The sequence below is a fragment of the Pseudomonas azerbaijanoccidentalis genome (genome assembly GCF_019145495.1).
Lineage (GTDB): Bacteria > Pseudomonadota > Gammaproteobacteria > Pseudomonadales > Pseudomonadaceae > Aquipseudomonas > Aquipseudomonas azerbaijanoccidentalis.
In genome coordinates this window covers 703,632-725,493 of record NZ_JAHSTU010000002.1, presented here as the reverse complement: position 1 = coordinate 725,493, position 21,862 = coordinate 703,632, and the positions used below count along the sequence as shown (strand labels likewise).

General features: G+C 59.8%; 22 protein-coding genes. 11 read left to right on the top strand and 11 right to left on the bottom strand.

What is annotated here, in order from left to right; translation table 11 throughout:
- Window positions 1-22 precede the first annotated feature (22 nt).
- The 5 genes from KVG88_RS09895 to tldD all read left to right on the top strand — a co-directional run bounded on the left by KVG88_RS09895 (window position 23) and on the right by tldD (window position 8,556).
- Entirely contained in the window at window positions 23-619 is a 597-nt protein-coding gene (locus KVG88_RS09895) for a Maf family protein (RefSeq protein ID WP_217871224.1), read from the top strand.
- Window positions 620-676: 57 nt separating this feature from the next.
- Window positions 677-2,134, top strand: coding sequence for a ribonuclease G (gene rng, locus KVG88_RS09890; RefSeq protein ID WP_150703618.1), 1,458 nt, complete (start codon window positions 677-679; stop codon window positions 2,132-2,134).
- Window positions 2,135-2,209: 75 nt separating this feature from the next.
- Window positions 2,210-6,013, top strand: coding sequence for a YhdP family protein (locus KVG88_RS09885; RefSeq protein ID WP_217871223.1), 3,804 nt, complete (start codon window positions 2,210-2,212; stop codon window positions 6,011-6,013).
- Window positions 6,014-6,246: 233 nt separating this feature from the next.
- Window positions 6,247-7,095 carry a carbon-nitrogen hydrolase family protein gene (locus tag KVG88_RS09880; RefSeq protein WP_217871222.1) on the top strand — a complete coding sequence of 283 codons (849 nt, stop codon included), beginning with the start codon at window positions 6,247-6,249 and terminating at the stop codon, window positions 7,093-7,095.
- Between the two features lie 18 nt (window positions 7,096-7,113).
- Window positions 7,114-8,556: a metalloprotease TldD gene (gene tldD, locus KVG88_RS09875; RefSeq protein ID WP_150703621.1), complete on the top strand. Its 1,443-nt coding sequence runs from the start codon at window positions 7,114-7,116 to the stop codon at window positions 8,554-8,556.
- A 105-nt stretch (window positions 8,557-8,661) separates the two neighbouring features.
- Here the strand turns inward: tldD and yjgA are convergent, their stop codons facing one another.
- The gene (gene yjgA, locus KVG88_RS09870; RefSeq protein ID WP_008054354.1) at window positions 8,662-9,186 is read right to left on the bottom strand and encodes a ribosome biogenesis factor YjgA; all 525 of its coding nucleotides are present in this window, start codon (window positions 9,184-9,186) and stop codon (window positions 8,662-8,664) included.
- A 108-nt stretch (window positions 9,187-9,294) separates the two neighbouring features.
- On the opposite strand from yjgA, the gene pmbA reads away from it, so the two are divergent.
- From pmbA to KVG88_RS09840, 6 genes are all read left to right on the top strand, one after another.
- A complete protein-coding gene (gene pmbA / locus KVG88_RS09865; RefSeq protein WP_217871221.1) occupies window positions 9,295-10,641 on the top strand; it encodes a metalloprotease PmbA in 1,347 nt (448 codons plus the stop codon).
- Window positions 10,642-10,824: 183 nt separating this feature from the next.
- The gene (locus tag KVG88_RS09860) at window positions 10,825-11,232 is read left to right on the top strand and encodes a FagA protein (protein WP_150703623.1); all 408 of its coding nucleotides are present in this window, start codon (window positions 10,825-10,827) and stop codon (window positions 11,230-11,232) included.
- Window positions 11,213-12,589, top strand: a complete 1,377-nt coding sequence (locus KVG88_RS09855) for a class II fumarate hydratase (protein ID WP_217871220.1) — start codon at window positions 11,213-11,215, stop codon at window positions 12,587-12,589. Before KVG88_RS09860 ends, KVG88_RS09855 begins: the two co-directional genes overlap by 20 nt.
- 28 nt (window positions 12,590-12,617) lie before the next feature.
- Entirely contained in the window at window positions 12,618-13,058 is a 441-nt protein-coding gene (locus KVG88_RS09850) for a DUF2753 family protein (RefSeq protein WP_150703625.1), read from the top strand.
- Window position 13,059: 1 nt separating this feature from the next.
- On the top strand, window positions 13,060-13,671 hold the full coding sequence (locus KVG88_RS09845; RefSeq protein ID WP_217871219.1) for a superoxide dismutase: 612 nt from the start codon (window positions 13,060-13,062) through the stop codon (window positions 13,669-13,671).
- Window positions 13,672-13,701: 30 nt separating this feature from the next.
- Window positions 13,702-14,595 carry a ZIP family metal transporter gene (locus KVG88_RS09840; protein ID WP_217871218.1) on the top strand — a complete coding sequence of 298 codons (894 nt, stop codon included), beginning with the start codon at window positions 13,702-13,704 and terminating at the stop codon, window positions 14,593-14,595.
- Between the two features lie 52 nt (window positions 14,596-14,647).
- Here KVG88_RS09840 and KVG88_RS09835 read toward each other — a convergent pair whose 3' ends face one another.
- The 10 genes from KVG88_RS09835 to KVG88_RS09790 form a co-directional block, all read right to left on the bottom strand.
- On the bottom strand, window positions 14,648-14,923 hold the full coding sequence (locus KVG88_RS09835; protein ID WP_217871217.1) for an HPr family phosphocarrier protein: 276 nt from the start codon (window positions 14,921-14,923) through the stop codon (window positions 14,648-14,650).
- Window positions 14,924-14,938: 15 nt separating this feature from the next.
- The gene (gene rapZ / locus KVG88_RS09830) at window positions 14,939-15,796 is read right to left on the bottom strand and encodes an RNase adapter RapZ (protein ID WP_150703629.1); all 858 of its coding nucleotides are present in this window, start codon (window positions 15,794-15,796) and stop codon (window positions 14,939-14,941) included.
- A 2-nt stretch (window positions 15,797-15,798) separates the two neighbouring features.
- Window positions 15,799-16,263: a PTS IIA-like nitrogen regulatory protein PtsN gene (gene ptsN / locus KVG88_RS09825; protein ID WP_150703630.1), complete on the bottom strand. Its 465-nt coding sequence runs from the start codon at window positions 16,261-16,263 to the stop codon at window positions 15,799-15,801.
- Between the two features lie 12 nt (window positions 16,264-16,275).
- A complete protein-coding gene (hpf, locus tag KVG88_RS09820; protein ID WP_007941242.1) occupies window positions 16,276-16,584 on the bottom strand; it encodes a ribosome hibernation-promoting factor, HPF/YfiA family in 309 nt (102 codons plus the stop codon).
- A 74-nt stretch (window positions 16,585-16,658) separates the two neighbouring features.
- A complete protein-coding gene (locus KVG88_RS09815; protein ID WP_150703631.1) occupies window positions 16,659-18,152 on the bottom strand; it encodes an RNA polymerase factor sigma-54 in 1,494 nt (497 codons plus the stop codon).
- Window positions 18,153-18,334: 182 nt separating this feature from the next.
- Window positions 18,335-19,060 carry an LPS export ABC transporter ATP-binding protein gene (gene lptB, locus KVG88_RS09810; RefSeq protein WP_150703632.1) on the bottom strand — a complete coding sequence of 242 codons (726 nt, stop codon included), beginning with the start codon at window positions 19,058-19,060 and terminating at the stop codon, window positions 18,335-18,337.
- Complete coding sequence (lptA, locus tag KVG88_RS09805) at window positions 19,060-19,608, bottom strand: lipopolysaccharide transport periplasmic protein LptA (protein ID WP_150703633.1); 549 nt, start codon at window positions 19,606-19,608, stop codon at window positions 19,060-19,062. The genes lptB and lptA overlap by 1 nt, the downstream gene beginning before the upstream one ends.
- The gene (gene lptC / locus KVG88_RS09800) at window positions 19,595-20,167 is read right to left on the bottom strand and encodes an LPS export ABC transporter periplasmic protein LptC (RefSeq protein WP_150703634.1); all 573 of its coding nucleotides are present in this window, start codon (window positions 20,165-20,167) and stop codon (window positions 19,595-19,597) included. Before lptC ends, lptA begins: the two co-directional genes overlap by 14 nt.
- Before the next feature lie 7 nt (window positions 20,168-20,174).
- Complete coding sequence (locus KVG88_RS09795) at window positions 20,175-20,699, bottom strand: KdsC family phosphatase (protein WP_217871216.1); 525 nt, start codon at window positions 20,697-20,699, stop codon at window positions 20,175-20,177.
- Window positions 20,699-21,673, bottom strand: coding sequence for a KpsF/GutQ family sugar-phosphate isomerase (locus KVG88_RS09790; protein WP_150703636.1), 975 nt, complete (start codon window positions 21,671-21,673; stop codon window positions 20,699-20,701). The genes KVG88_RS09795 and KVG88_RS09790 overlap by 1 nt, the downstream gene beginning before the upstream one ends.
- Window positions 21,674-21,862: the final 189 nt, after the last annotated feature.

The window sequence follows — 21,862 nt, the reverse complement described above, 5'->3', positions numbered from 1 at the left end:
CATTAGACAGGGAGAGGTCTTGATGAAACGGTTGTACCTCGCCTCTGGCTCGCCGCGTCGGCGTGAACTGCTCACGCAGATCGGCGTACCGTTCAGCGCCATCAGCGCGGACATCGATGAAACCCCTTTGACTCACGAAACCCCGTCGGCCTATGTCGAGCGCCTCGCGCGCGGCAAGGCCGAGGCCGGGCGTCGTTCGGTCGTGTCTGAAGAGTCGTTCTGCGTGCTCGGCGCCGATACCGCCGTAGTGCTCGACGGAAAAATTCTTGGCAAACCGGTTGATGAAGCTGACGGGTGCGCCATGCTGATGATGTTGTCCGGCAACGAGCATCAGGTGCTGACCGCAATTGCCGTGCTCGACGGCGAGCGTTGCGAGTCGCGGGTGATCACCAGCCAGGTTCGTTTTCGCCAGATCGGTCGCGACGAAGCCGCAGCCTATTGGGCCAGCGGCGAACCGAAGGACAAGGCCGGCGGCTACGGTATACAAGGGCTGGGCGCGGTGTTTGTCGCCGGGCTCGCTGGAAGTTACTCGGCGGTGGTTGGACTGCCGCTGTGCGAAACCGCAGAACTGCTCGGCCATTTCGGCATACCCTGTTGGCAAACCCATAACGCGCGTTAAGCGTCGTACTGACCCGATGCGGCCATTATCGTGAACATGCCTGAACGAGACCCTGCCATGAGTGAAGAGATCCTGATCAACATCACGCCGATGGAATCGCGCGTGGCGGTGGTCGAAAACGGTGTCCTGCAAGAGGTCCATGTCGAGCGCACGCAAAAGCGCGGGATCGTCGGCAACATCTATAAAGGCAAAGTTGTGCGGGTATTGCCCGGCATGCAGGCGGCATTTGTCGACATCGGCCTGGATCGCGCGGCCTTCATCCATGCATCGGAAATTTCCCTGCGCGAAGGCCCGGCGGTCGAGAGCATCAGCGCGCTGGTGCATGAGGGCCAGAGCCTGGTGGTCCAGGTGACCAAAGATCCGATCGGCTCCAAAGGCGCAAGATTAACGACGCAATTGTCGATCCCTTCGCGCTATCTGGTGTACATGCCACGCACCGCGCATGTCGGCATTTCGCTGAAAATCGAAGACGAAGCCGAGCGCGAGCGCCTCAAACAAGTGGTCACCGATTGCGTCGCCAAAGAAGGCATCAAGGAAGCGGGCGGGTTCATCCTGCGTACCGCGGCCGAAGGGGCCGGGGCTGACGAAATCCTCATGGACATCCGTTACCTGCGCAGGCTGTGGGATCAGATCAGCGAGCAGATCAAAACCATCAGCGCACCGAGCGTGATCTACGAAGATCTCGGCCTGGCGCTGCGCACCCTGCGTGACCTGGTGAGCCCGAAGATCGAGAAAATCCGTATCGACTCCCGGGAAACTTTCCAGAAAACCACACAGTTCGTCGCCGAATTGATGCCCGAGATCGCCGATCGTCTGGAGCACTACCCGGGCGAACGGCCGATTTTCGATTTGTATGGCGTCGAAGACGAAATCCAGAAAGCCCTGGAGCGCAAAGTGCCGCTCAAATCCGGTGGCTACCTGGTGGTCGACCCGGCTGAAGCCATGAGCACCATCGACGTCAACACGGGCGCGTTCGTCGGGCATCGCAATCTCGAAGAAACCATTTTCAAGACCAACCTCGAAGCCGCGACCGCCATTGCTCGTCAGCTGCGCCTGCGTAACCTGGGCGGGATCATCATCATCGACTTCATCGACATGGAAGATGAAGAGCACCAGCGCCAAGTGCTGCGCACGCTGGAGAAACAGCTCGAGCGTGATCACGCCAAGACCAACATCATCGGCATCACCGAGCTGGGCCTGGTGCAGATGACCCGCAAGCGCACCCGTGAAAGCCTCGAACAAGTGCTCTGCGAACCGTGCACCAGTTGCCAGGGGCGCGGCAAGTTGAAGACGCCGGAAACCGTTTGCTACGAAATCTTCCGCGAAATTCTCCGTGAGGCTCGCGCCTATCAGGCGGAAGGCTATCGTGTATTGGCGAACCAGAAAGTCGTCGACCGTCTGCTCGACGAAGAGTCGGGGAACGTCGCCGAGCTCGAAGGCTTCATCGGGCGCACCATTCGTTTTCAGGTGGAAACCATGTATTCCCAGGAACAATACGACGTGGTGCTGCTCTGAGTCGCTGCGTCTTGATTTTTCCACAATGGCTGGCCTCAGCTTTTTGCAAAACTTTTGCCATGGGAGCCAACTGACATGGAGCGTCTGACACGCATATTGGCCGCATTGACCCGCTGGGGTCTGGGCCTGTGCGCGTTGGTTTTGGTGTTGATGGCGTTGTACGTCAGTCTTGGCCGGGAACTGACGCCGCTGGTGGCCGAATACCGCGCCGAAGTCGAAACCAAAGCCAGCGAGGCTTTGGGCATGCCGCTGCAAGTTGGCGAGCTGCAAGGTAGCTGGAGTGGCTTCGCGCCGATTCTGTCGGCCCACGATGTGACGGTCGGTGACGGCGCCAACGCCCTGCACCTGGAAAAAGTGCGCGTGGTCCCGGACTTGTGGGCCAGTCTGCTGGCCCGCGACGTGCGCATCGCCCATCTGGAACTCAATGGCCTGAAGATCAGCCTCAAGGAAGGCGAGGACGGCCAGTGGGCGCTGGAAGGCTTGCCGGTCAAGGATGATCAGCCGCTTGACCCGGAGCAATTGCTCAATCGCATGCAGATGATCCAGCGCTTGGCGGTGCTCGACAGCCAGGTCACCTTGCAGGCGTTTGGCGAGTCGCCGCTAACCCTGACATATGTCGGCCTGAGTCTGAAAACCGGTGCCGTTCGTCAGCGGCTGGATGCCCGCCTGACCCTGCCGGACGGGCAGCCAGTGGCCATGAGCCTACGCACCCGCATCCGTGCCAGTGAGTGGAAGAATGGCGAAGCCGAGGCTTACGTGAGCCTGCCGCAGAGCGATTGGTCGAAATGGCTGCCGGAACGCCTGACGCAGCAATGGAATTTTTCCGAGATCAAGGCCGGTGGTGAGGTGTGGGTTACCTGGGGGCAGGGCACCCTGCAGAGTGCGGCGGTGCGCCTGAATGCGCCGCAACTCAACGGCGCCTACGCCGAACGCAAACCGGTCAAGATCAGCAATCTGGCACTCAACGGCTACTTCCAGCGCAACGCCGACGGCGTGCTGGTCACGCTGGACTCGCTGGCCATGAACCTGGGCGAAAGTCGTTGGGAGACGCATCTACAGCTTAAGCAAACCGCGGCCTCGGACAAGTCGGAAGAGCTCTGGCACCTGCAAGCCGACCGCCTCGACCTGACCCCGCTCACCCCGTTGCTCAATGCCCTGGCACCTTTGCCGGAAGGCGTTGCCACGGTGGTCGACCGGCTCAAAGTCACAGGCGGGCTGCGCAATGTACTGCTCGACATCAAACCCAATGCCACGGACGACAGCCGGTTCAGCTTCGCCGCCAATCTTGATCAGGTGGGCTTCGACGCTTATCACGGCGCTCCGGCGGCACGCAATGTCACGGGCAGCATCAGCGGTGACCTGGGGCATGGCGAATTGCGCATGGACAGCAAGGATTTCATGCTGCATCTGGACCCGATTTTCGCCAAGCCATGGCAATACATCCAGGCCAACGCGCGCCTGACCTGGAAACTCGACAAAGACAGTTTCACCCTCATTGCGCCGTACCTGAAGGTCCTGGGCGAGGAGGGCAAGATTGCCGGCGACTTCCTGATTCGCCTGTACTTCGATGACACCCGGGAAGACTACATGGACCTTCGGGTGGGTATGGTGGACGGCGACGGTCGTTACACCGCCAAGTACCTGCCAACGGTCCTCAGCCCGGCGCTGGACGAATGGCTGCGCACGGCGATTCTCAAAGGGGCGGTGGATCAAGGTTTCTTCCAGTATCAAGGTTCGCTGAATCACGGCGCCGCCGAGACCGACCGCAGCATCAGCCTGTTTTTCAAGGTTCACGATGCCGAACTGGCGTTCCAGCCGGGTTGGCCGCACGTCAGCAAGGTCACCGGTGACGTGTTTGTTGAAGACAGCGGCGTGCGCATCCTGGCCAGCAAGGGACAATTGCTCGACACCCAGGTCAGTGACATCTACGTCAACATTCCCCACGTGCCCCAAGGCCAGAACTCGCACCTGTTTCTCGACGGCGGGTTTGCCGGTGGTCTTGGCGATGGCTTGAAAATACTTCAGCAAGCGCCCATCGGTACCGCCGAAACCTTTGCCGGCTGGGAAGGCGAGGGTGACCTGCAAGGCAAGCTGAAACTGGATATTCCGCTGGCCAAGGGTGAAGAACCGAAAATCCTGGTGGACTTCAAGACCGCCAAATCGCGCCTGAAACTTCCCGAGCCGCCTCTGGAGCTGACTCAGCTCAAGGGTGATTTTCGTTTTGACAGCACCAAGGGGCTGAGCGGGCAGAACATCACTGCGCGGGCCTTCGATAAGCCTGTGAACGCGCAGATTTTTGCCGATGGCCGTGAAGGCAAGCTCAATACCCGGGTCGTGGCCTCGGGGCAGGTTGAAGTGAAGAAGCTTACCGACTGGCTGAGCGTGACCCAGCCATTACCGGTCAGTGGCGTGATCCCGTATCAACTGCAACTGACTCTGGATGGTGCTGACAGTCAGTTGATGGTCAATTCCAGTCTCAAAGGGGTCGCCATCGATCTGCCTGCACCGTTCGGCATCACGGCGGATGTGGGGCGTGACACGACGTTCCGCATGACCCTGCAAGGCGCGGAGCGACGCTACTGGGTGAACTATGGCGAGCTGGCGAATTTCACCTTTGCCGCACCGACGGGCAACTTTGCCGAGGGCCGTGGCGAGTTATTCCTTGGCAACGGCGACGCAGTATTGCCCGGTGCTAAAGGCTTGCGTATTCGTGGCGTGCTGTCGGAGCTGGACGTAGGCCCATGGCAGGATCTGGTGAGCAAGTATGCCGGGCAAGATCCGGGCGGTAGTGCCAAACAGTTACTCAGCAGCGCCGACTTCAAGGTCGGCAAGCTCAGCGCGCTCGGCACGACGCTGGATCAAGCCTCGGTACAACTGAACCGCAAACCGTCTGCCTGGGCGTTGCAACTCGACAGTCAGCAGGTCAAGGGCAGCGCCAGTATCCCCGATGCGAAAGCCGCGCCGTTGGTGATCAATCTGCAATACGTGCGTTTGCCGGCGCCCGACCCGACGGTCCTGGCTGACGAGAATTCGCCGGACCCATTGGCCTCAGTGGACCCGACGAAAATTCCGGCGCTGGATATCACCATCAACCAAGTGTTCCAGGGCAACGACCTGGTCGGCGGCTGGTCATTGAAGATTCGTCCGACGGCCAAAGGCATTGCCTTCAATTCGCTGGACATGGGCCTCAAGGGCATCCTTTTGCAGGGCAGCGGTGGCTGGGAAGGCGTGCCCGGCGCCAGCACAAGCTTTTTCAAGGGCCGGGCCAGCGGTAAGAACCTCGCGGACGTGCTCAAGGGCTGGGGTTTTGCGCCGAGCGTCACCAGTAAGGACTTCCATATGGATGTCGACGGGCGTTGGCCGGGATCGCCAGCGTGGCTGGCCACCAAACGTTTCTCGGGCACCCTGGATGCCTCGCTCAACGAAGGCCAGTTCGTCGAAGTCGAAGGCAGTGCCCAGGCATTGCGCGTGTTTGGCCTGCTCAACTTCAACTCCATTGGCCGCCGCCTGCGCCTGGACTTCTCCGATCTATTCGGCAAAGGCCTGAGCTATGACCGGGTCAAAGGTCTTCTGGTGGCGACCAATGGTGTGTACGTCACCAAGGAACCGATCCGCCTGACCGGCCCGTCGAGCACCATCGAACTCGACGGCACCCTGAACATGGTGGCTGATCAGATCGATGCGAAGCTGCTGGTGACCCTGCCGGTGACCAACAACCTGCCGATCGCCGCGCTGATCGTCGGTGCGCCAGCCATCGGTGGTGCGTTGTTTTTGATCGACAAGTTGATCGGTGACCGCGTGGCCCGCTTTGCCAGTGTGAAGTACACCGTCAAGGGGCCGTGGAAAGAACCTAAAATCGCCTTCGACAAGGCTTTTTGAGAAGCCAATCTCCAAACCTATGGAGTAGCATGGTTGTACGGATTTTATGGCACGGCGCAGATCCCCTCGTAGCAGCTGCCGAAGGCTGCGTCCGGCTGCGAAGCAGTCGCAAGCTCGGAGTACACGATTTGCCTGAAGGGTTGCGGTATTTGTATTTACGACCGCTTCGCAGCCGGACGCAGCCTGCGGCAGCTGCTACAGATAGGCGCCCGCTTCTCAAGTAAGGAAAGGTCATGTCTGTAGCGGTGATTCAAATGGTCAGCCAGAGCGATGTGCTGGCCAATCTGTCCCAGGCCCGACGCCTGCTGGAGCAGGCCGCAGCCGGCGGGGCGAAGCTTGCCGTGCTGCCGGAAAACTTCGCTGCCATGGGGCGGCGCGACATTGCCGACATCGGTCGTGCCGAAGCCCTGGGCGAAGGCCCGATCCTGCCGTGGTTGAAACAGACCGCACGCGACCTCAAGTTATGGATAGTGGCCGGCACCTTGCCGTTGCCGCCGGTGGATCAACCGGCGGCCAAGGTGCATGCCTGCTCGCTGTTGGTGAATGATCAAGGCGAAACAGTGGCGCGCTACGACAAACTGCACCTGTTCGACGTCGACGTGGCCGACAATCGTGGCCGTTATCGCGAATCCGATGACTATGCTTATGGCAGTGGCGTCGTGGTGGCGGACACACCGGTTGGCCGTGTTGGCCTGACGGTCTGTTACGACTTGCGTTTCCCGGAGCTGTACAGCGAATTGCGCGCAGCCGGTGCGGAACTGATTACCGCCCCCTCGGCGTTCACCGCGGTGACCGGCGCGGCGCATTGGGACGTGCTGATTCGCGCACGGGCCATCGAGACGCAATGTTATGTGCTCGCGGCCGCCCAGGGTGGGACGCATCCGGGGCCGCGGGAAACATTCGGGCATGCGGCCATCATCGATCCGTGGGGCAGGGTGCTGGCGCAACAGGATCAAGGCGAGGCCGTGCTGCTGGCCGAACGCGATAGCAGCGAACAGGCGTCCATCCGGGCGCGGATGCCGGTGTCCAGTCACCGGCGCTTTTTCTCGCAGGGCGCCCAGCGACCTGCCTCAGAACGATGAATTTAAGGCGTAAAGCATATGAGCGAGTTGTTGTCCTCAGTCAGTGAACACCTCCTGGCGCCTGGCGGCGTAACGATCGAGAGCCTGCAAGGCGTGCTCGGCGACCTGGCCGGCCCGGGCATCGATGCCGCCGACCTGTATTTCCAGGGGCAGATTTCCGAGTCCTGGGCGCTGGAAGACGGCATCGTCAAGGAAGGCAGCTTCAACCTCGACCAAGGTGTGGGCGTGCGTGCGCAATCGGGTGAGAAAACCGGTTTCGCCTACAGCAACGCGATCACTCTGGAGGCCTTGGGCGCAGCGGCCCGCGCCGCCCGGTCGATCTCCCGCGCCGGGCAGAACGGCACCGTGCAGGCGTTCACTTCGCAAGATGTCGCGCAACTCTACGCGCCGGACAATCCGCTGGAAGTGCTGAGCCGTGCCGAGAAAGTCGATCTGCTCAAGCGCATCGATGCGGCGACTCGTGCGCTTGATCCGCGTATCCAGCAGGTCACCGTGAGCATGGCCGGGGTCTGGGAGCGGATTCTGGTGGCCTCCACCGATGGTGGCCTGGCGGCGGATGTGCGGCCGCTGGTGCGTTTCAATGTCAGTGTGATCGTCGAGCAGAACGGTCGCCGTGAGCGCGGCGGTCATGGCGGTGGCGGCCGCACCGATTACCGTTATTTCCTCGCTGAAGACCGTGCCATGGGCTATGCCCGTGAAGCATTGCGTCAGGCGCTGGTCAATCTTGAAGCGATCCCTGCGCCGGCCGGTACGTTGCCGGTGGTGCTGGGTTCCGGCTGGTCCGGCGTGCTGTTGCACGAAGCGGTCGGCCACGGTCTGGAAGGCGACTTCAACCGTAAGGGCAGTTCGGCTTACAGCGGGCGCATGGGTGAGATGGTTGCCTCCAAGCTGTGCACCATCGTCGATGACGGCACGCTGTCGGGTCGTCGCGGTTCGTTGAGCGTCGACGACGAAGGCACGCCGACCGAGTGCACCACGCTGATCGAAAACGGCGTACTCAAAGGCTACATGCAGGACAAGCTCAACGCGCGCCTGATGGGCGTGGCCCGCACGGGTAACGGTCGTCGCGAATCCTACGCGCACCTGCCGATGCCGCGCATGACCAACACCTACATGCTCGCCGGTGAAAGCGATCCGGAAGAAATCATCGCCTCGGTCAAACGCGGCATCTACTGCGCCAACCTCGGCGGTGGCCAGGTGGATATCACCAGTGGCAAGTTCGTGTTTTCCACCAGCGAGGCGTATCTGATCGAGGACGGCAAAATCACTGCGCCGGTCAAAGGCGCGACCCTGATCGGCAACGGTCCGGAAGCCATGAGCAAAGTGTCGATGGTCGGCAACGATCTGGCGCTGGACAGCGGTGTGGGGACGTGTGGCAAGGATGGGCAGTCGGTGCCGGTCGGTGTCGGCCAGCCAACGCTGAAGATTGATGCGATCACCGTGGGTGGCACGGGCGCATAGGGATTGATACATCCCCTGTAGGAGCTGCCGAAGGCTGCGATCTTTTGCTTTTTAGAAGATCAAAAGATCGCAGCCTGCGGCAGCTCCTACAGGAGTTGCGATGGCTTAACGCAGACCGCGTTGAGTCTCGTCCAGCTCACGGATGTACTTGAAGATTTTACGGCTGGAAGCAGGAGGCTTGTTTTGTGCAACCTCGTGCTGGGCCTGACGGATCAGGGAGCGCAATTGCTGGCGGTCCGCGTCCGGGTAGTCGACGACGAATTTTTCCAGGACGGCATCGTCGCCGGCGATCAGGCGATCGCGCCAGCGCTCCAGGTTATGGAAGCGTTCGTTGTACTGGCGAGTGGAGGCATCGAGTTGATCGAGCAGAACCAGAATCGCGTCAGTGTCCTGATCGCGCATCAGTTTGCCGATGAACTGAAGGTGCCGTTTACGCGCGATGTTCGCGGTGTGCTTGGGCGCATCGGCCAAAGCCCGGCGCAAGGCGTCGGTCAAGGGCAGTTTTGCCAGCAAGTCAGGCTTGAGTGTTGTAAGGCGCTCGCCAAGGTCAACCAGAGCATGCAGCTCGCGTTTAACCTGGGATTTGCTTTTTTCTCCCGTATCGAGGGAGTCGTCGTAAGAATCAACCATGGTGGCCGTCCGCAAAGAAACGCCGCCATGATAACCAGTCGGGGGCCGCTTGTCCGGCCCGGTCGCTCGATGACCGTTACCGAAAGCAGAATTTGAGTGGAGAACAGCATGAGTGCAGTTGAAAGCGTCGGTCCACAAGCGTTGCCGGCACTGCAGGAACAAGTCGAGCAGATCATCGCTGAAGCCAAGCGCCAGGGCGCCAGTGCCTGTGAGGTGGCGGTGTCCCTGGAGCAGGGCCTGTCGACCACGGTTCGCCAGCGTGAAGTCGAAACCGTCGAATTCAATCGTGATCAGGGTTTTGGCATCACCTTGTATGTCGGCCAGCGCAAGGGCTCGGCCAGCACCTCCGCCAGCGGTCCGGATGCGATTCGCGAAACGGTCGCGGCCGCATTGGCCATTGCCAAGCACACTTCGGAAGACGAAGCCTCAGGCCTGGCGGATGCTGCGCTGATGGCGCGTGACGTGCAGGATTTCGACCTGTTTCACCAATGGGATATCACCCCGGAACAAGCGATCGAGCAGGCCCTGGCCTGTGAAGCAGCAGCATTCGCAGCCGACAGCCGAATCAAGAACGCGGACGGCACCACACTGAGCACGCATCAGGGTTGCCGTGTGTATGGCAACAGCCACGGTTTTGTCGGCGGTTATGCTTCGACTCGGCACAGCCTGAGCTGCGTGATGATCGCCGAGGCCGATGGCCAGATGCAGCGCGATTACTGGTACGACGTGAACCGCCAGGGCAATTTGCTGGCGGATCCGGTGAGCATCGGTCAAAAAGCTGCGCAACGGGCGGCCAGCCGTCTGGGTGCGCGTCCGGTGCCGACCTGCGAAGTGCCGGTACTGTTTTCCGCAGAGTTGGCGGGCGGCCTGTTCGGCAGTTTCCTGTCGGCTATTTCCGGCGGCAGTCTGTATCGCAAATCGTCGTTCCTCGAAGGCACCCTGGGGCAGAAGCTGTTTCCGGAATGGCTGACCATCGATGAGCGTCCGCACTTGATGCGCGCCATGGGCAGTGCAGCGTTCGATGGCGATGGTCTGGCAACCTACGCCAAGCCGTTCGTGGAAAAAGGCGAGCTGGTCTCCTACATCCTCGGCACTTATTCCGGCCGCAAACTGGGTATGCCGAGCACTGCGAATGCCGGTGGCGTGCATAACCTGTTCGTTACCCATGGCGACGAAGATCAGGCGGCTTTGCTGCGGCGTATGGGCCGTGGTTTGTTGGTCACTGAGCTGATGGGCCACGGCCTGAACATGGTGACTGGCGATTACTCACGCGGTGCGGCGGGTTACTGGGTCGAGAACGGTGAAATCCAGTTCGCGGTGCAGGAAGTGACCATCGCCGGCAACATGCGCGACATGTTCAAGCAGATCGTGGCCGTGGGTAATGACCTTGAGCTGCGCAGCAACATTCGAACCGGTTCCGTGTTGATCGAGCGAATGACGGTGGCGGGCAGCTAAATCCCGACGGCTCTACAAAAAAGGCGCGCCACCCATCGGGTGGCGCGTTTTTTTTTGAAGGTCAAAAGATCGCAGCCATTGGGAGTTCGATGTTGGAGCTGCCGAAGGCTGCGATCTTTTGATCTTGTTTTGGTTCTCATTATCATCTAATAATAAATCTCATTAGCGAATGAGCCCCGGATCATGAGTTCTGCCTTGCACGAGCAGCCGTACCTCGAAAGCTGGCGCTGGATGAGTCGCCAGATCCGTTGCGCGATAAATCCCGACGAACCGCGCCTGATCGATCACTACCTGGCTGAAGGCCGATATCTGGCGTGTTGCACGGCCACCTCACCCTGGACCGTGGCCGAAACTTCTTTGCGCCTGTTGCTCGACACCGCCGCCGATGTCGCGCTGCCCTGGCACTGGCGCACCTACTGCCTGGACCAGGCATGGCGCCCTCTGCGCGAGCTCGAACGCCTGTCTTTGTGCAAATGCCGCCTCAAGCGCTGGCAGAGCTACACCTGGCAACTGGCGACCTGCGAATTGCAGCCTTCGATTCCCCTAACTGAACTGGTGCAAGGATTTACAGATGACCAAGACACGTATTGAGCGCGACAGCATGGGCGAACTTCAGGTCCCGGAAGACGCCCTCTACGGCGCACAGACGCAACGTGCGGTGGACAATTTCCCCATCAGCGGCAAACCGATGCCCGAGCAGTTCATCCGCGCGCTGATCCTGGCCAAGGCCGCAGCGGCCCGGGCCAACATCGAACTCAAGCAGATCAGCGAAGCCCAGGGCAAAGCCATCGTCGACGCGGCTCAAGGCCTGCTCGAAGGCAATTTCATGCAGCACTTCCCGGTGGATGTCTTCCAGACCGGCTCGGGCACCAGTTCCAACATGAACGCTAACGAAGTGATCGCCACTCTGGCCAGCCGCCTGCTCGGAGAGCCGGTGAACCCGAACGATCACGTCAACTGCGGGCAAAGCAGCAACGACATCATTCCGACCACCATCCACGTCAGTGCGGCGCTGGCTTTGCACGAGCAGTTGCTCCCGGCGCTGAGCGGGCTGGTGCAAGTGATCGAGCTCAAGGCCGGGGAAGTGCATCACCACGTCAAAACCGGCCGCACCCACTTGATGGACGCCATGCCGGTGCGCATGAGCCAGGTCCTCAACGGTTGGGCGCAACAGCTCAAGGCCAACATCACCCTTTTGCAGGGCTTGCAGCCAAGCCTGCAATCGTTGGCCCAAGGCGGCACGGCAGTCGGCACTGGAATCAACGCGCATCCCGAGTTCGCCGCACGTTTCAGCCAGCAGTTGAGCAAGCTGACGCAGGTGCAGTTCACGCCAGGTGTCGATCTGTTTGCGCTGATCGGCTCACAGGACACCGCCGTTGCCGTCTCCGGTCAGCTCAAGGCCACCGCCGTGTCGCTGATGAAAATCGCCAACGACCTGCGCTGGATGAACTCCGGTCCGCTGGCAGGCCTGGGTGAGATCGAGCTTGAAGCCTTGCAACCGGGTTCTTCGATCATGCCTGGCAAGGTCAATCCGGTGATCCCGGAAGCCACCGCGATGGTCGCCGCGCAAGTCATCGGCAACGACACGGTGATTACCATCGCCGGTCAGTCGGGCAATTTCGAATTGAACGTGATGCTGCCGATCATCGCCCAGAACCTGCTGAGCAGCATCGAATTGCTGGCCAATTCCAGCCGTCTGCTGGGTGAAAAGGCCATCGCCAGCTTCAAGGTCAACGAAGACCGCATCAAGCAAGCCCTGTCCCGCAACCCGATTCTGGTCACCGCGCTCAATCCGATCATTGGCTACCAGAAAGCCGCCGAGATCGCCAAGAAGGCTTATCAACAAGGGCGTCCGGTGATTGACGTCGCGCTGGAACACACCGACCTGTCGCGCAGCCAGCTGGAAGAGCTGCTCAACCCGGAAAAACTGACCGCGGGCGGCGTGTAACACACCGCTACCGCTTTGGAGGCTCACCATGGAGCACTGGAAACGCACGATCGAAAGAGCCAATCGCTGTTTCATGTTGGGCGAACTGGTCGATGCTCGTGAGGCTTATTTACAGGCATTGGCGCTCGCACAGGTGTTGTTCGAGCGCTGGGCGGATCCCGATGAAGCGGTGGCGGCTTGCGTGATTTCCCATCACAACCTGGCGGACCTGCACTTACGCCTGAATCAGCCGGAGGAGAGCGCCGAATACCTGTGCGCCATTCACCAACGGCTGTTGCAGACCATGCAGGACCCGCGACTGTCGCCGGCCCTGCGTGAAGCCGCGCTGCGCCAGAGCAGCAAAACCTATGTCGAATTGCTGAATTTCATCAGCGAGCACGGCGAATACCCTCGCACCCATCGATTGCTGCACATCGATGCTGCCACGCCGTCGCAGCCCTTTGCGCCTCACCATCATGGAGTCCACTGAAATGGCTTTTACCCTGCCTGCCTTGCCGTATGCCTACGACGCCCTGGAACCGCACATTGACGCGAAGACCATGGAGATCCACTACACCAAGCATCACCAGACCTATATCAACAACTTGAACGCAGCTGTCGAAGGCACCGAGTTCGCCGAATGGCCGGTGGAGAAACTGGTGGCCGCCGTGAAGGAGTTGCCTGAGAAACTGCGGGCTGCGGTGATCAACCAGGGCGGCGGTCATGCCAATCATTCACTATTCTGGGAAGTCATGGCGCCCCAGGGTGGCGGCAAACCCGAAGGCCCACTGGCCAAGGCAATCGAGGAGCAACTCGGCGGCCTGGACAGTTTCAAAGAGGCGTTCACCAAAGCTGCGCTGACCCGGTTTGGCAGTGGTTGGGCATGGTTGAGCGTGACCCCGCAGAAGACGCTGGTGGTGGAAAGCAGCGGTAATCAGGACAGCCCGTTGATGAATGGCAACACGCCGATTCTGGGGCTGGACGTCTGGGAACACGCCTACTACCTGCAGTATCAGAACCGCCGCCCGGAATACATCAGTGCGTTCTATAACGTGATCAATTGGCCGGAAGTCGCTGCGCGCTACCAAGCCGCACTGGTTTAAGTCTTCTAAAAAAACAATCCAAGGCTGACTATGGGCACTGAAACACTGGCGATCGGAAGTGGACGAATGTTTCGTTACGCGGTGGGATCGCTGCTACTGCTGGCGGGCATGAGCTTGCTGGTTGCACATGGGCTGGAATGGCTGAACCTGGAACCGAAACTGTCACGGGCATTGCAGGGCGGCGCGATTTGCGCCCTCGGCACAGCGCTTGGGGCGGTGCCGGTGCTGGTAATCCGGCGCATGCCCCAGGCACTCAGTGATTCCTTGCTGGGCTTTGGTGCTGGCGTGATGCTCGCCGCGACAGCGTTTTCGCTGATCGTGCCGGGCATTGCGGCGGCAGAAAACCTTGGCATGACCCCGTGGGCGGCCAGCGGCCTGATATGTTTTGGCATCATGCTCGGGGCGTTCGGGTTGTTCCTGGTCGATCGCAAGGTTTCCGGGGCTTCGCCGGAAATGCTTGTGGGCACCGCTGAGCACCCGGTCATCCCGCCACGGATCTGGCTGTTCGTGTTTGCGATCATTGCCCATAACATTCCCGAAGGCATGGCAGTCGGTGTGTCTGCGGGCGGGGGCATGCCGGATGCCGACAGTCTGGCGATGGGCATTGCCTTGCAGGATGTGCCTGAAGGGTTGGTGATTGCGTTGGTACTGGCCGGGGCAGGGATGTCGCGGTTCAAGGCATTCCTGATCGGTGCGGCGTCAGGATTGGTCGAACCGGTGTTCGCGCTGCTGTGCGCGTGGCTGGTGAGCCTGGCTGAATTGCTTTTGCCACTGGGGCTGGCCTTGGCGGCAGGGGCGATGTTGCTGGTGGTCACCCACGAAGTCATTCCCGAATCACGTCGTCACGGTCACGAGAAACTCGCCAGCCTTGGGTTGCTGATCGGGTTCTGTTTGATGATGGTGATGGATACCGCCCTAGGCTGATTCGCAGAATTTTGTAGCCGCAGGCTGCGCCAGCTGCTACAGGGCTGCGGGATTACTCGCCTTCGTCGAAGAAGTTGTTGATCAGTGCGACCAGTGCGTTCAGCGCTTCCTGTTCCTGCTCGCCTTCGGTGCTCAGATGGATCTTGGTGCCCTTGCCGGCTGCGAGCATCATCATGGCCATGATGCTTTTGCCGTCGACGGTGGTTTCCGGTGTGCGACCTACCCTGATCGTGCAGTCCTTGAACTGTCCGGCAACGCCAACGAATTTTGCCGAAGCCCGGGCGTGCAGGCCCAGCTTGTTGATGATTTCGATTTCCAGAGCAGGCATCGCGATGTGAATCCTTTAGCTGAGGTCGCGGTGGCGAACCTGGACGTTCTTCAGGGATTGCTGCAGGGTCTTGCCCAAGCGTTCGGTCAGGTAGACGGAGCGGTGATGCCCGCCGGTGCAACCGATGGCAATTGTGACGTAAGCGCGGTTACTGGCGGCAAAGCGAGGTAACCATTTGAGCAGGTACGTGGAAATGTCCTGGAACATCTCCTCGACATCCGGTTGTGCCGCCAGGTACTCGGCCACCGGTTGATCAAGACCGGACTGCTCGCGCAGTTCCGGCTTCCAATAAGGGTTAGGCAGGCATCGCACGTCGAACACCAGATCGGCGTCCACCGGCATCCCACGCTTGAAACCGAAAGACTCCACCAGGAATGCAGTGCCGGGTTCCGGCTGGTTCAACAGGCGCAATTTGATCGTATCGCGCAGCTGATACAGGTTCAGATTGGTGGTGTTAACTTTGAGATCGGCAAGGTCGGCAATCGGTCCGAGCAGGCTGGACTCATCGTTGATCGCCTCAGCCAGCGAGCGATTGGCGCTGCTCAATGGGTGACGGCGGCGGGTTTCCGAAAAGCGTTTGAGCAGGGTTTCTTCGTCGGCGTCCAGATACAAGACATCACACTGGATATGCCGGCTGCGAACCTCTTCAAGCAGCTCCGGAAACCGCGACAGGTGACTCGGCAGGTTACGCGCATCGATGGACACGGCAACCAGCGGTTGTGCCAGTTCGGTGTGGATCAATGCGCGTTCGGCCAGCTCTGGAAGCAACCCGGCAGGCAGGTTGTCGATGCAGTAATAACCGTTGTCCTCAAGTACATCGAGGGCAGTACTTTTACCCGAGCCGGAGCGACCGCTGACGATGATCAAGCGCATGGTTAATGACCGTTTTGCTCGTCCAGGACAACCTGATACAAGGCTTCGTTACTCGGCGCGCTGCGCAGTTTTTCACGCACTTCCTTGCGGTCGAGCATGCTGGCGATCTGGCGTAACAGTTCAAGGTGCGCATCGGTAGCCGCTTCCGGGACCAGTAGAACGAACAGCAGGTCAACCGGTGCGCCGTCGATGGCATCGAAATCGATAGGTGCGTCAAGGTGCATCAAGGCACTGATGGGCGAAACACAGCCCTTGAGGCGGCAGTGGGGAATGGCGATACCGTTGCCAAAACCGGTTGAACCGAGTTTTTCACGGGCGACCAGGCTCTCGAAGACATCCTGCATGGCCAGATCCGGCACTTCGCGATGGATGAGGTTGGCAATTTGCTCGAGGGCTTTCTTTTTACTGCCGCCCGGCACGTTCACCAGGGAACGGCCGGGGGTCAGGATGCTTTCAAGTCGGATCATGGGTAGGGAGTGTTAACGACCGGTAGCGCCCTGGAGGAGGCTCTGGGTCTTTTCCTTATGCTTTTTGAGTTGTTTATCCAGCTTGTCGGTCAAGGCGTCAATCGCCGCGTACATATCGGTATGTTCCGCGTTGGCGACCACTTCATTGCCGGGAATATGCAGCGTGGCTTCGATTTTCTGCTTGAGCTTTTCGACCGTCATCGTGACCTGCACGTTGGTGATCTTGTCGAAATGCCTCTCTAATCGTTCGAGTTTTTCGCCGATGTAGGTGCGAAGAGGTTCGGTCACTTCCAGTTGGTGTCCACTGATGTTGACTTGCATACAGCTTCTCCTTCGTTGCCAGTGCATAAAGCGGCAGATCAGATGATCTGCCACTGGAACGCTGTGGCGTGGCTCTACATCAACCGCTTGCGTTCGCTCGAAGGCGCGATCCCTAGGGATTCGCGGTACTTGGCGACGGTGCGGCGAGCCACCTGAATGCCTTGTGCCTCCAGTAAACCAGCGATCTTGCTGTCACTCAACGGCTTTTTCTGATTTTCAGCGGCAACCAGTTTTTTGATGATCGCGCGGATCGCCGTAGACGAGCATTCGCCGCCTTCGGAGGTGCTGACGTGGCTGGAGAAAAAGTATTTCAACTCATATATGCCCCGAGGGGTATGCATGAATTTTTGCGTGGTCACCCGGGAGATGGTCGACTCGTGCATGCCGACCGCTTCGGCAATGTCATGCAACACCAGGGGTTTCATGGCTTCGTCGCCGTACTCCAGAAAGCCGCGCTGATGCTCGACGATCTGGGTGGCTACTTTCATCAGTGTTTCATTGCGGCTCTGCAGGCTCTTGATGAACCAGCGGGCTTCCTGCAACTGATTGCGCATGAAGGTGTTGTCGGCACTGGTGTCGGCACGCCGCACAAAACCGGCGTACTGGGCGTTGACGCGCAACCGTGGCACCGATTCCTGATTGAGCTCTACCAGCCAGCGCTCGTTGTCCTTGCGCACGATGACGTCAGGTACGACGTACTCGGCTTCGGTGGATTCGATTTGCGAACCCGGACGCGGGTTGAGGCTCTGGACCAGTTCGATGACCTGACGCAGTTCGTCTTCCTTGAGCTTCATCCGGCGCATCAGCTGGCTGTAGTCGCGGCTGCCGAGCATGTCGATGTAGTCGGTGACCAGGCGCTTGGCTTCGGCCAGCCAAGGGGTCTTGGCAGGCAGCTGGCGCAACTGGAGCAGCAGGCATTCGCCCAGGTTGCGAGCGCCGATGCCGGCGGGTTCGAATTGCTGGATGCGGTGCAGGACGGCTTCGATTTCGTCCAGTTCGATGTCCAGTTCCGGATCGAACGCCTCAAGGATTTCCTCGAGCGTCTCGTCCAGGTAACCCTGATTGTTGATGCAGTCGATCAGGGTCACGGCGATCAGGCGATCGGTGTCGGACATCGGCGCCAGGTTCAATTGCCACAGCAGGTGGCTTTGCAGGCTCTCGCCGGCCGATGTGCGGGTGGTGAAATCCCACTCGTCGTCATCGTTGCTTGGCAGGCTGCTGGCGCTGGTCTGGTAGACGTCTTCCCACGCGGTATCGACCGGCAGTTCATTGGGGATACGCTCGTTCCAGTCGCCTTCCTCGAGGTTATCTACCGTCGGGGCGCTTTCCTGGTAAGAGGGTTCCTGGATCTCTACGTTGGGTTTTTGTTCGGCGTTGTCGGCCAGAGGGTCGGAATTGTCGAAATCCTCGCCTTCTTCCTGGCGTTCGAGCATCGGATTGGACTCCAGGGCCTCCTGGATTTCCTGTTGCAGGTCCAGGGTCGACAATTGGAGCAGGCGGATGGCCTGTTGCAGCTGCGGTGTCATCGTCAGCTGCTGGCCCATTCTCAAGACTAGCGATGGTTTCATGGCAGGGGCTTAACACCTTATTCGCCGGCGCACATGCGCCATCCACTACAGGGCGCCGAAGCGCCAAACATAAGCAAATTATATGCCTGAAACTGAAGTGTTTGCCTAGACCGCTGTAACAATAAAAACCTGTTGATTTTTACGGTTTGTCGCGAACCGTGCCACCCGTACGACTTCAGCGCTTACAGGCGGAACTCATGGCCCAGATACACTTCCTTGACCAGATCGTTGGCCAGGATGGTCTCGGAGTCGCCTTCGGCGATCAGCTGGCCATCGTTGACGATGTAAGCGGTTTCACAGATATCCAGCGTTTCACGGACGTTGTGGTCGGTGATCAGCACGCCAATGCCCTTGGCCTTGAGGTGATGGATGATCTGCTTGATGTCGCCCACCGAAATCGGGTCCACACCGGCGAATGGTTCGTCGAGGAGGATGAATTTCGGGTTGGTGGCCAGCGCACGGGCGATTTCTACCCGACGGCGCTCACCGCCGGACAGGCTCATGCCGAGGTTGTCGCGGATGTGGCTGATGTGGAATTCCTGCAGCAGGCTTTCCAGCTCTTTGCGGCGACCGGCCTTGTCGAGTTCCTTGCGGGTCTCGAGGATCGCCATGATGTTATCGGCTACCGAAAGTTTGCGGAAGATCGACGCTTCTTGCGGAAGATAGCCGATGCCGGCCTTCGCGCGACCGTGCATTGGCTGGTGGCTGACGTCGAGGTCGTCGATCAATACGCGACCCTGATCAGCCTGTACCAGCCCGACGATCATGTAGAAGCAGGTGGTCTTGCCGGCGCCGTTGGGGCCGAGCAGGCCAACGATCTGACCGCTGTCGATGGACAGGCTGACGTCGCGCACGACCTGGCGGCTCTTGTAGCTCTTGGCCAGATGCTGAGCTTTCAGAGTTGCCATTACTGGGCCTTTTGCTCGTCGGTTTTCTTTTTCGGCTGGATCACCATGTCGATGCGCGGACGCGACTCGGTCACGTTGGTGCCTGTCGCGCGGCCGGCGCTGGCGAGCTTCTTGTTGGTGTCATAGACGATTTTCTCGCCCTGGGTCACGTTGCCGTCCTTGTCGATGACCTTGGCGCGGTCGATCAGCACGACGCGGTCTTGCGTGGCGTGGTACTGGATGGTGACGCCGTAGCCCTGCACCGGCTTTGTATCGCCTGCGGTTTGCAGCTGCTCGAAGTAAGCCAGGTTGCCTACCGAAGTCACCACGTCGATATCGCCATTCGGCGCGCGGGTCATGGTGACTTTGTTGCCGGTCACTTTCATCGACCCTTGGGTGATGATCACGTCGCCCGTGTAGGTGGCAATACCGTTCTTGTCGTCCAGTTGGGCGTCGTCGGCCTGAATGCGGATAGGCTGCTGCTGATCGGTCGGCAGAGCCCAGGCGCTCACGCTTCCCAGTGCTGCGCCCAGACCGAGCAAAATAGGGAGGGTTTTAACGAGCCTCATACTGTCCTCTTACGTTCGATAGCAGGTGTATCCTGCTTTCTTTCAAATACGCTTTCATTCCCTTGCCAGTCGATACACCGCCAGCGCCGTCGATTCTAACGGGTTGCTCGGTCTGCGCATATTGCTGCTGGGGGAACACTGTCATGCGAGTAGTGGTGATCAGGGTTCTGCGGTTTTTCTCGTCGAAACGGGTAATGCGCACCGAATCGATCAGTTCGACCTGGGTGCCGTCAGGATTGACTTCGCCCTTTTCGCTCTGGACGTGCCACGGAAACTCGGTCCCACGGAACATGTTCAGGTCGGGGTTGGTCAGCAGCGTCACTTCGGTGGCTTTCAGGTGCTCGACCTTGTCCGAGGTCATTTCATACTGCAACTTGCCGTCGGGCAGGTACTGCACGCTGTGGGCGTTGATCGCGTAGTAGTCGATCGCGCTGTTGTCGACCTGCACAACCGGCTTGTCGAGGAAGCGTTCCGGGCTGATGTTCCAGTAGCCGACCGCCGCGAAAATCGCTGCGATGCAACCGAACAGCAGTATGTTGCGAATCTTTTTGCTTAGCATGTTTGGCTCACAGGTACGCAGCGTTGGCTGCATCGAGGCGGCCCTGGGCGCGCAGGATCAGTTCGCAGAATTCGCGGGCGGCACCTTCGCCACCACGGGCCTGGGTGATGCCGTGGGCGTGTTCGCGTACAAAACTGGCGGCATTGGCCACCGCCATGCCCAGCCCTACGCGGCGAATCACCGGCAGGTCCGGCAGGTCGTCACCGAGGTAGGCGACCTGGTCATAGCTTAAGCCTAGTTGCTCCAGAAGACCGTCGAGAACCACCAATTTGTCTTCGCGCCCTTGAAACAGGTGAGGGATGCCGAGGTTTTTCGCCCGACGCTCGACCACCGGGGTCTTGCGACCGCTGATAATGGCAGTCTGGACGCCTGCGTTCATCAGCATTTTGATGCCCTGACCGTCGAGGGTGTTGAATGTCTTGAATTCGCTGCCGTCTTCAAGGAAATACAGGCGACCGTCGGTGAGGACGCCGTCGACGTCGAACACCGCCAGTTTGATTGCTTTGCCGCGTTCCAGCAGGTCATTGCTCATTACATTACCCCCGCACGCAACAGGTCGTGCATGTTCAAGGCGCCGACCGGGCGGTCTTCGCTGTCGACCACGACCAATGCGTTGATCTTGTGATCTTCCATGATTTTCAGGGCCTCGGCCGCGAGCATCTCGGCGCGGGCTGTCTTGCCGTGGGCGGTCATGACCTGGTCGATCGTGACGCTGTGGATGTCGATGCTGCGGTCCAGGGTGCGACGCAAATCACCGTCGGTAAAGATCCCGGCGAGTTTGCCATCGGTTTCGAGCACCACCGTCATGCCCAGGCCCTTGCGGGTCATTTCCATCAGCGCATCCTTGAGCAGGGTGCCGCGCTGAACCTGCGGCAGTTCCTGCCCGGCGTGCATGACGTTTTCCACTTTCAGCAGCAAGCGTCGGCCCAGGGCGCCGCCCGGGTGGGAAAACGCGAAATCTTCAGCGGTAAAACCGCGGGCTTCCAGCAGTGCGACGGCCAGGGCATCACCCATGACCAGTGCGGCGGTCGTCGACGACGTTGGCGCCAGGTTCAATGGGCAGGCTTCGTGTTCAACGTGAACGTTCAGGTTGACCTCGGCGGCCTTGGCCAGCGGCGAGTCAGGGTTGCCGGTCACGCTGATCAACTGGATACCCAGGCGCTTGATCAGGGGTAGCAGGGTGACGATTTCATTGGTGGAGCCGGAGTTCGACAGCGCCAGGATGATGTCGTCGCGGGTGATCATGCCCATGTCGCCGTGGCTGGCTTCAGCGGGGTGGACGAAAAATGCCGTGGTGCCGGTGCTGGCCAGGGTGGCGGCGATCTTGTTGCCGATGTGCCCCGACTTGCCCATGCCGACCACGACTACGCGGCCCTTGCTGGCCAGAATCATCTCGCAGGCGCGTACGAAATCCGCGTCGATTTGTGGCAGCAAGCCTTGTACGGCTTCCACTTCGAGGCGGATGGTGCGTTGGGCGGATTGAATCAGGTCGCTGGATTGGCTCATGTCAGAAATCGTTTAGCCTGATGAAAAGGCGGCGATTATAGCGGTTATGATCGAAACCCTCACGCAAGTTCGTCGCGCATTGTCATTCCTTGTTACTTAATCCCTCCAAATGACGCTTTATGGCCGGCATGTGACCGAATATGGCCCGGCATTGGCCTTGGGCGCGTGGCCAATGCAGTGATATAGTTC

What these genes read in the sequence shown, in the direction of transcription:
- lptC (WP_150703634.1), bottom strand. Translation starts at nt 20,167, where the DNA reads ATGCTAAGCAAAAAGATTCGCAACATACTGCTGTTCGGTTGCATCGCA.
- lptA (WP_150703633.1), bottom strand. Translation starts at nt 19,608, where the DNA reads ATGAGGCTCGTTAAAACCCTCCCTATTTTGCTCGGTCTGGGCGCAGCA.
- yjgA (WP_008054354.1), bottom strand. Translation starts at nt 9,186, where the DNA reads ATGGTTGATTCTTACGACGACTCCCTCGATACGGGAGAAAAAAGCAAA.
- KVG88_RS09790 (WP_150703636.1), bottom strand. Translation starts at nt 21,673, where the DNA reads ATGAGCCAATCCAGCGACCTGATTCAATCCGCCCAACGCACCATCCGC.
- KVG88_RS09845 (WP_217871219.1), top strand. Translation starts at nt 13,060, where the DNA reads ATGGCTTTTACCCTGCCTGCCTTGCCGTATGCCTACGACGCCCTGGAA.
- KVG88_RS09795 (WP_217871216.1), bottom strand. Translation starts at nt 20,699, where the DNA reads ATGAGCAATGACCTGCTGGAACGCGGCAAAGCAATCAAACTGGCGGTG.
- KVG88_RS09855 (WP_217871220.1), top strand. Translation starts at nt 11,213, where the DNA reads ATGACCAAGACACGTATTGAGCGCGACAGCATGGGCGAACTTCAGGTC.
- KVG88_RS09885 (WP_217871223.1), top strand. Translation starts at nt 2,210, where the DNA reads ATGGAGCGTCTGACACGCATATTGGCCGCATTGACCCGCTGGGGTCTG.
- KVG88_RS09840 (WP_217871218.1), top strand. Translation starts at nt 13,702, where the DNA reads ATGGGCACTGAAACACTGGCGATCGGAAGTGGACGAATGTTTCGTTAC.
- rapZ (WP_150703629.1), bottom strand. Translation starts at nt 15,796, where the DNA reads ATGCGCTTGATCATCGTCAGCGGTCGCTCCGGCTCGGGTAAAAGTACT.
- lptB (WP_150703632.1), bottom strand. Translation starts at nt 19,060, where the DNA reads ATGGCAACTCTGAAAGCTCAGCATCTGGCCAAGAGCTACAAGAGCCGC.
- KVG88_RS09835 (WP_217871217.1), bottom strand. Translation starts at nt 14,923, where the DNA reads ATGCCTGCTCTGGAAATCGAAATCATCAACAAGCTGGGCCTGCACGCC.
- hpf (WP_007941242.1), bottom strand. Translation starts at nt 16,584, where the DNA reads ATGCAAGTCAACATCAGTGGACACCAACTGGAAGTGACCGAACCTCTT.
- pmbA (WP_217871221.1), top strand. Translation starts at nt 9,295, where the DNA reads ATGAGTGCAGTTGAAAGCGTCGGTCCACAAGCGTTGCCGGCACTGCAG.
- tldD (WP_150703621.1), top strand. Translation starts at nt 7,114, where the DNA reads ATGAGCGAGTTGTTGTCCTCAGTCAGTGAACACCTCCTGGCGCCTGGC.
- KVG88_RS09860 (WP_150703623.1), top strand. Translation starts at nt 10,825, where the DNA reads ATGAGTTCTGCCTTGCACGAGCAGCCGTACCTCGAAAGCTGGCGCTGG.
- KVG88_RS09895 (WP_217871224.1), top strand. Translation starts at nt 23, where the DNA reads ATGAAACGGTTGTACCTCGCCTCTGGCTCGCCGCGTCGGCGTGAACTG.
- ptsN (WP_150703630.1), bottom strand. Translation starts at nt 16,263, where the DNA reads ATGATCCGACTTGAAAGCATCCTGACCCCCGGCCGTTCCCTGGTGAAC.
- KVG88_RS09815 (WP_150703631.1), bottom strand. Translation starts at nt 18,152, where the DNA reads ATGAAACCATCGCTAGTCTTGAGAATGGGCCAGCAGCTGACGATGACA.
- KVG88_RS09850 (WP_150703625.1), top strand. Translation starts at nt 12,618, where the DNA reads ATGGAGCACTGGAAACGCACGATCGAAAGAGCCAATCGCTGTTTCATG.
- KVG88_RS09880 (WP_217871222.1), top strand. Translation starts at nt 6,247, where the DNA reads ATGTCTGTAGCGGTGATTCAAATGGTCAGCCAGAGCGATGTGCTGGCC.
- rng (WP_150703618.1), top strand. Translation starts at nt 677, where the DNA reads ATGAGTGAAGAGATCCTGATCAACATCACGCCGATGGAATCGCGCGTG.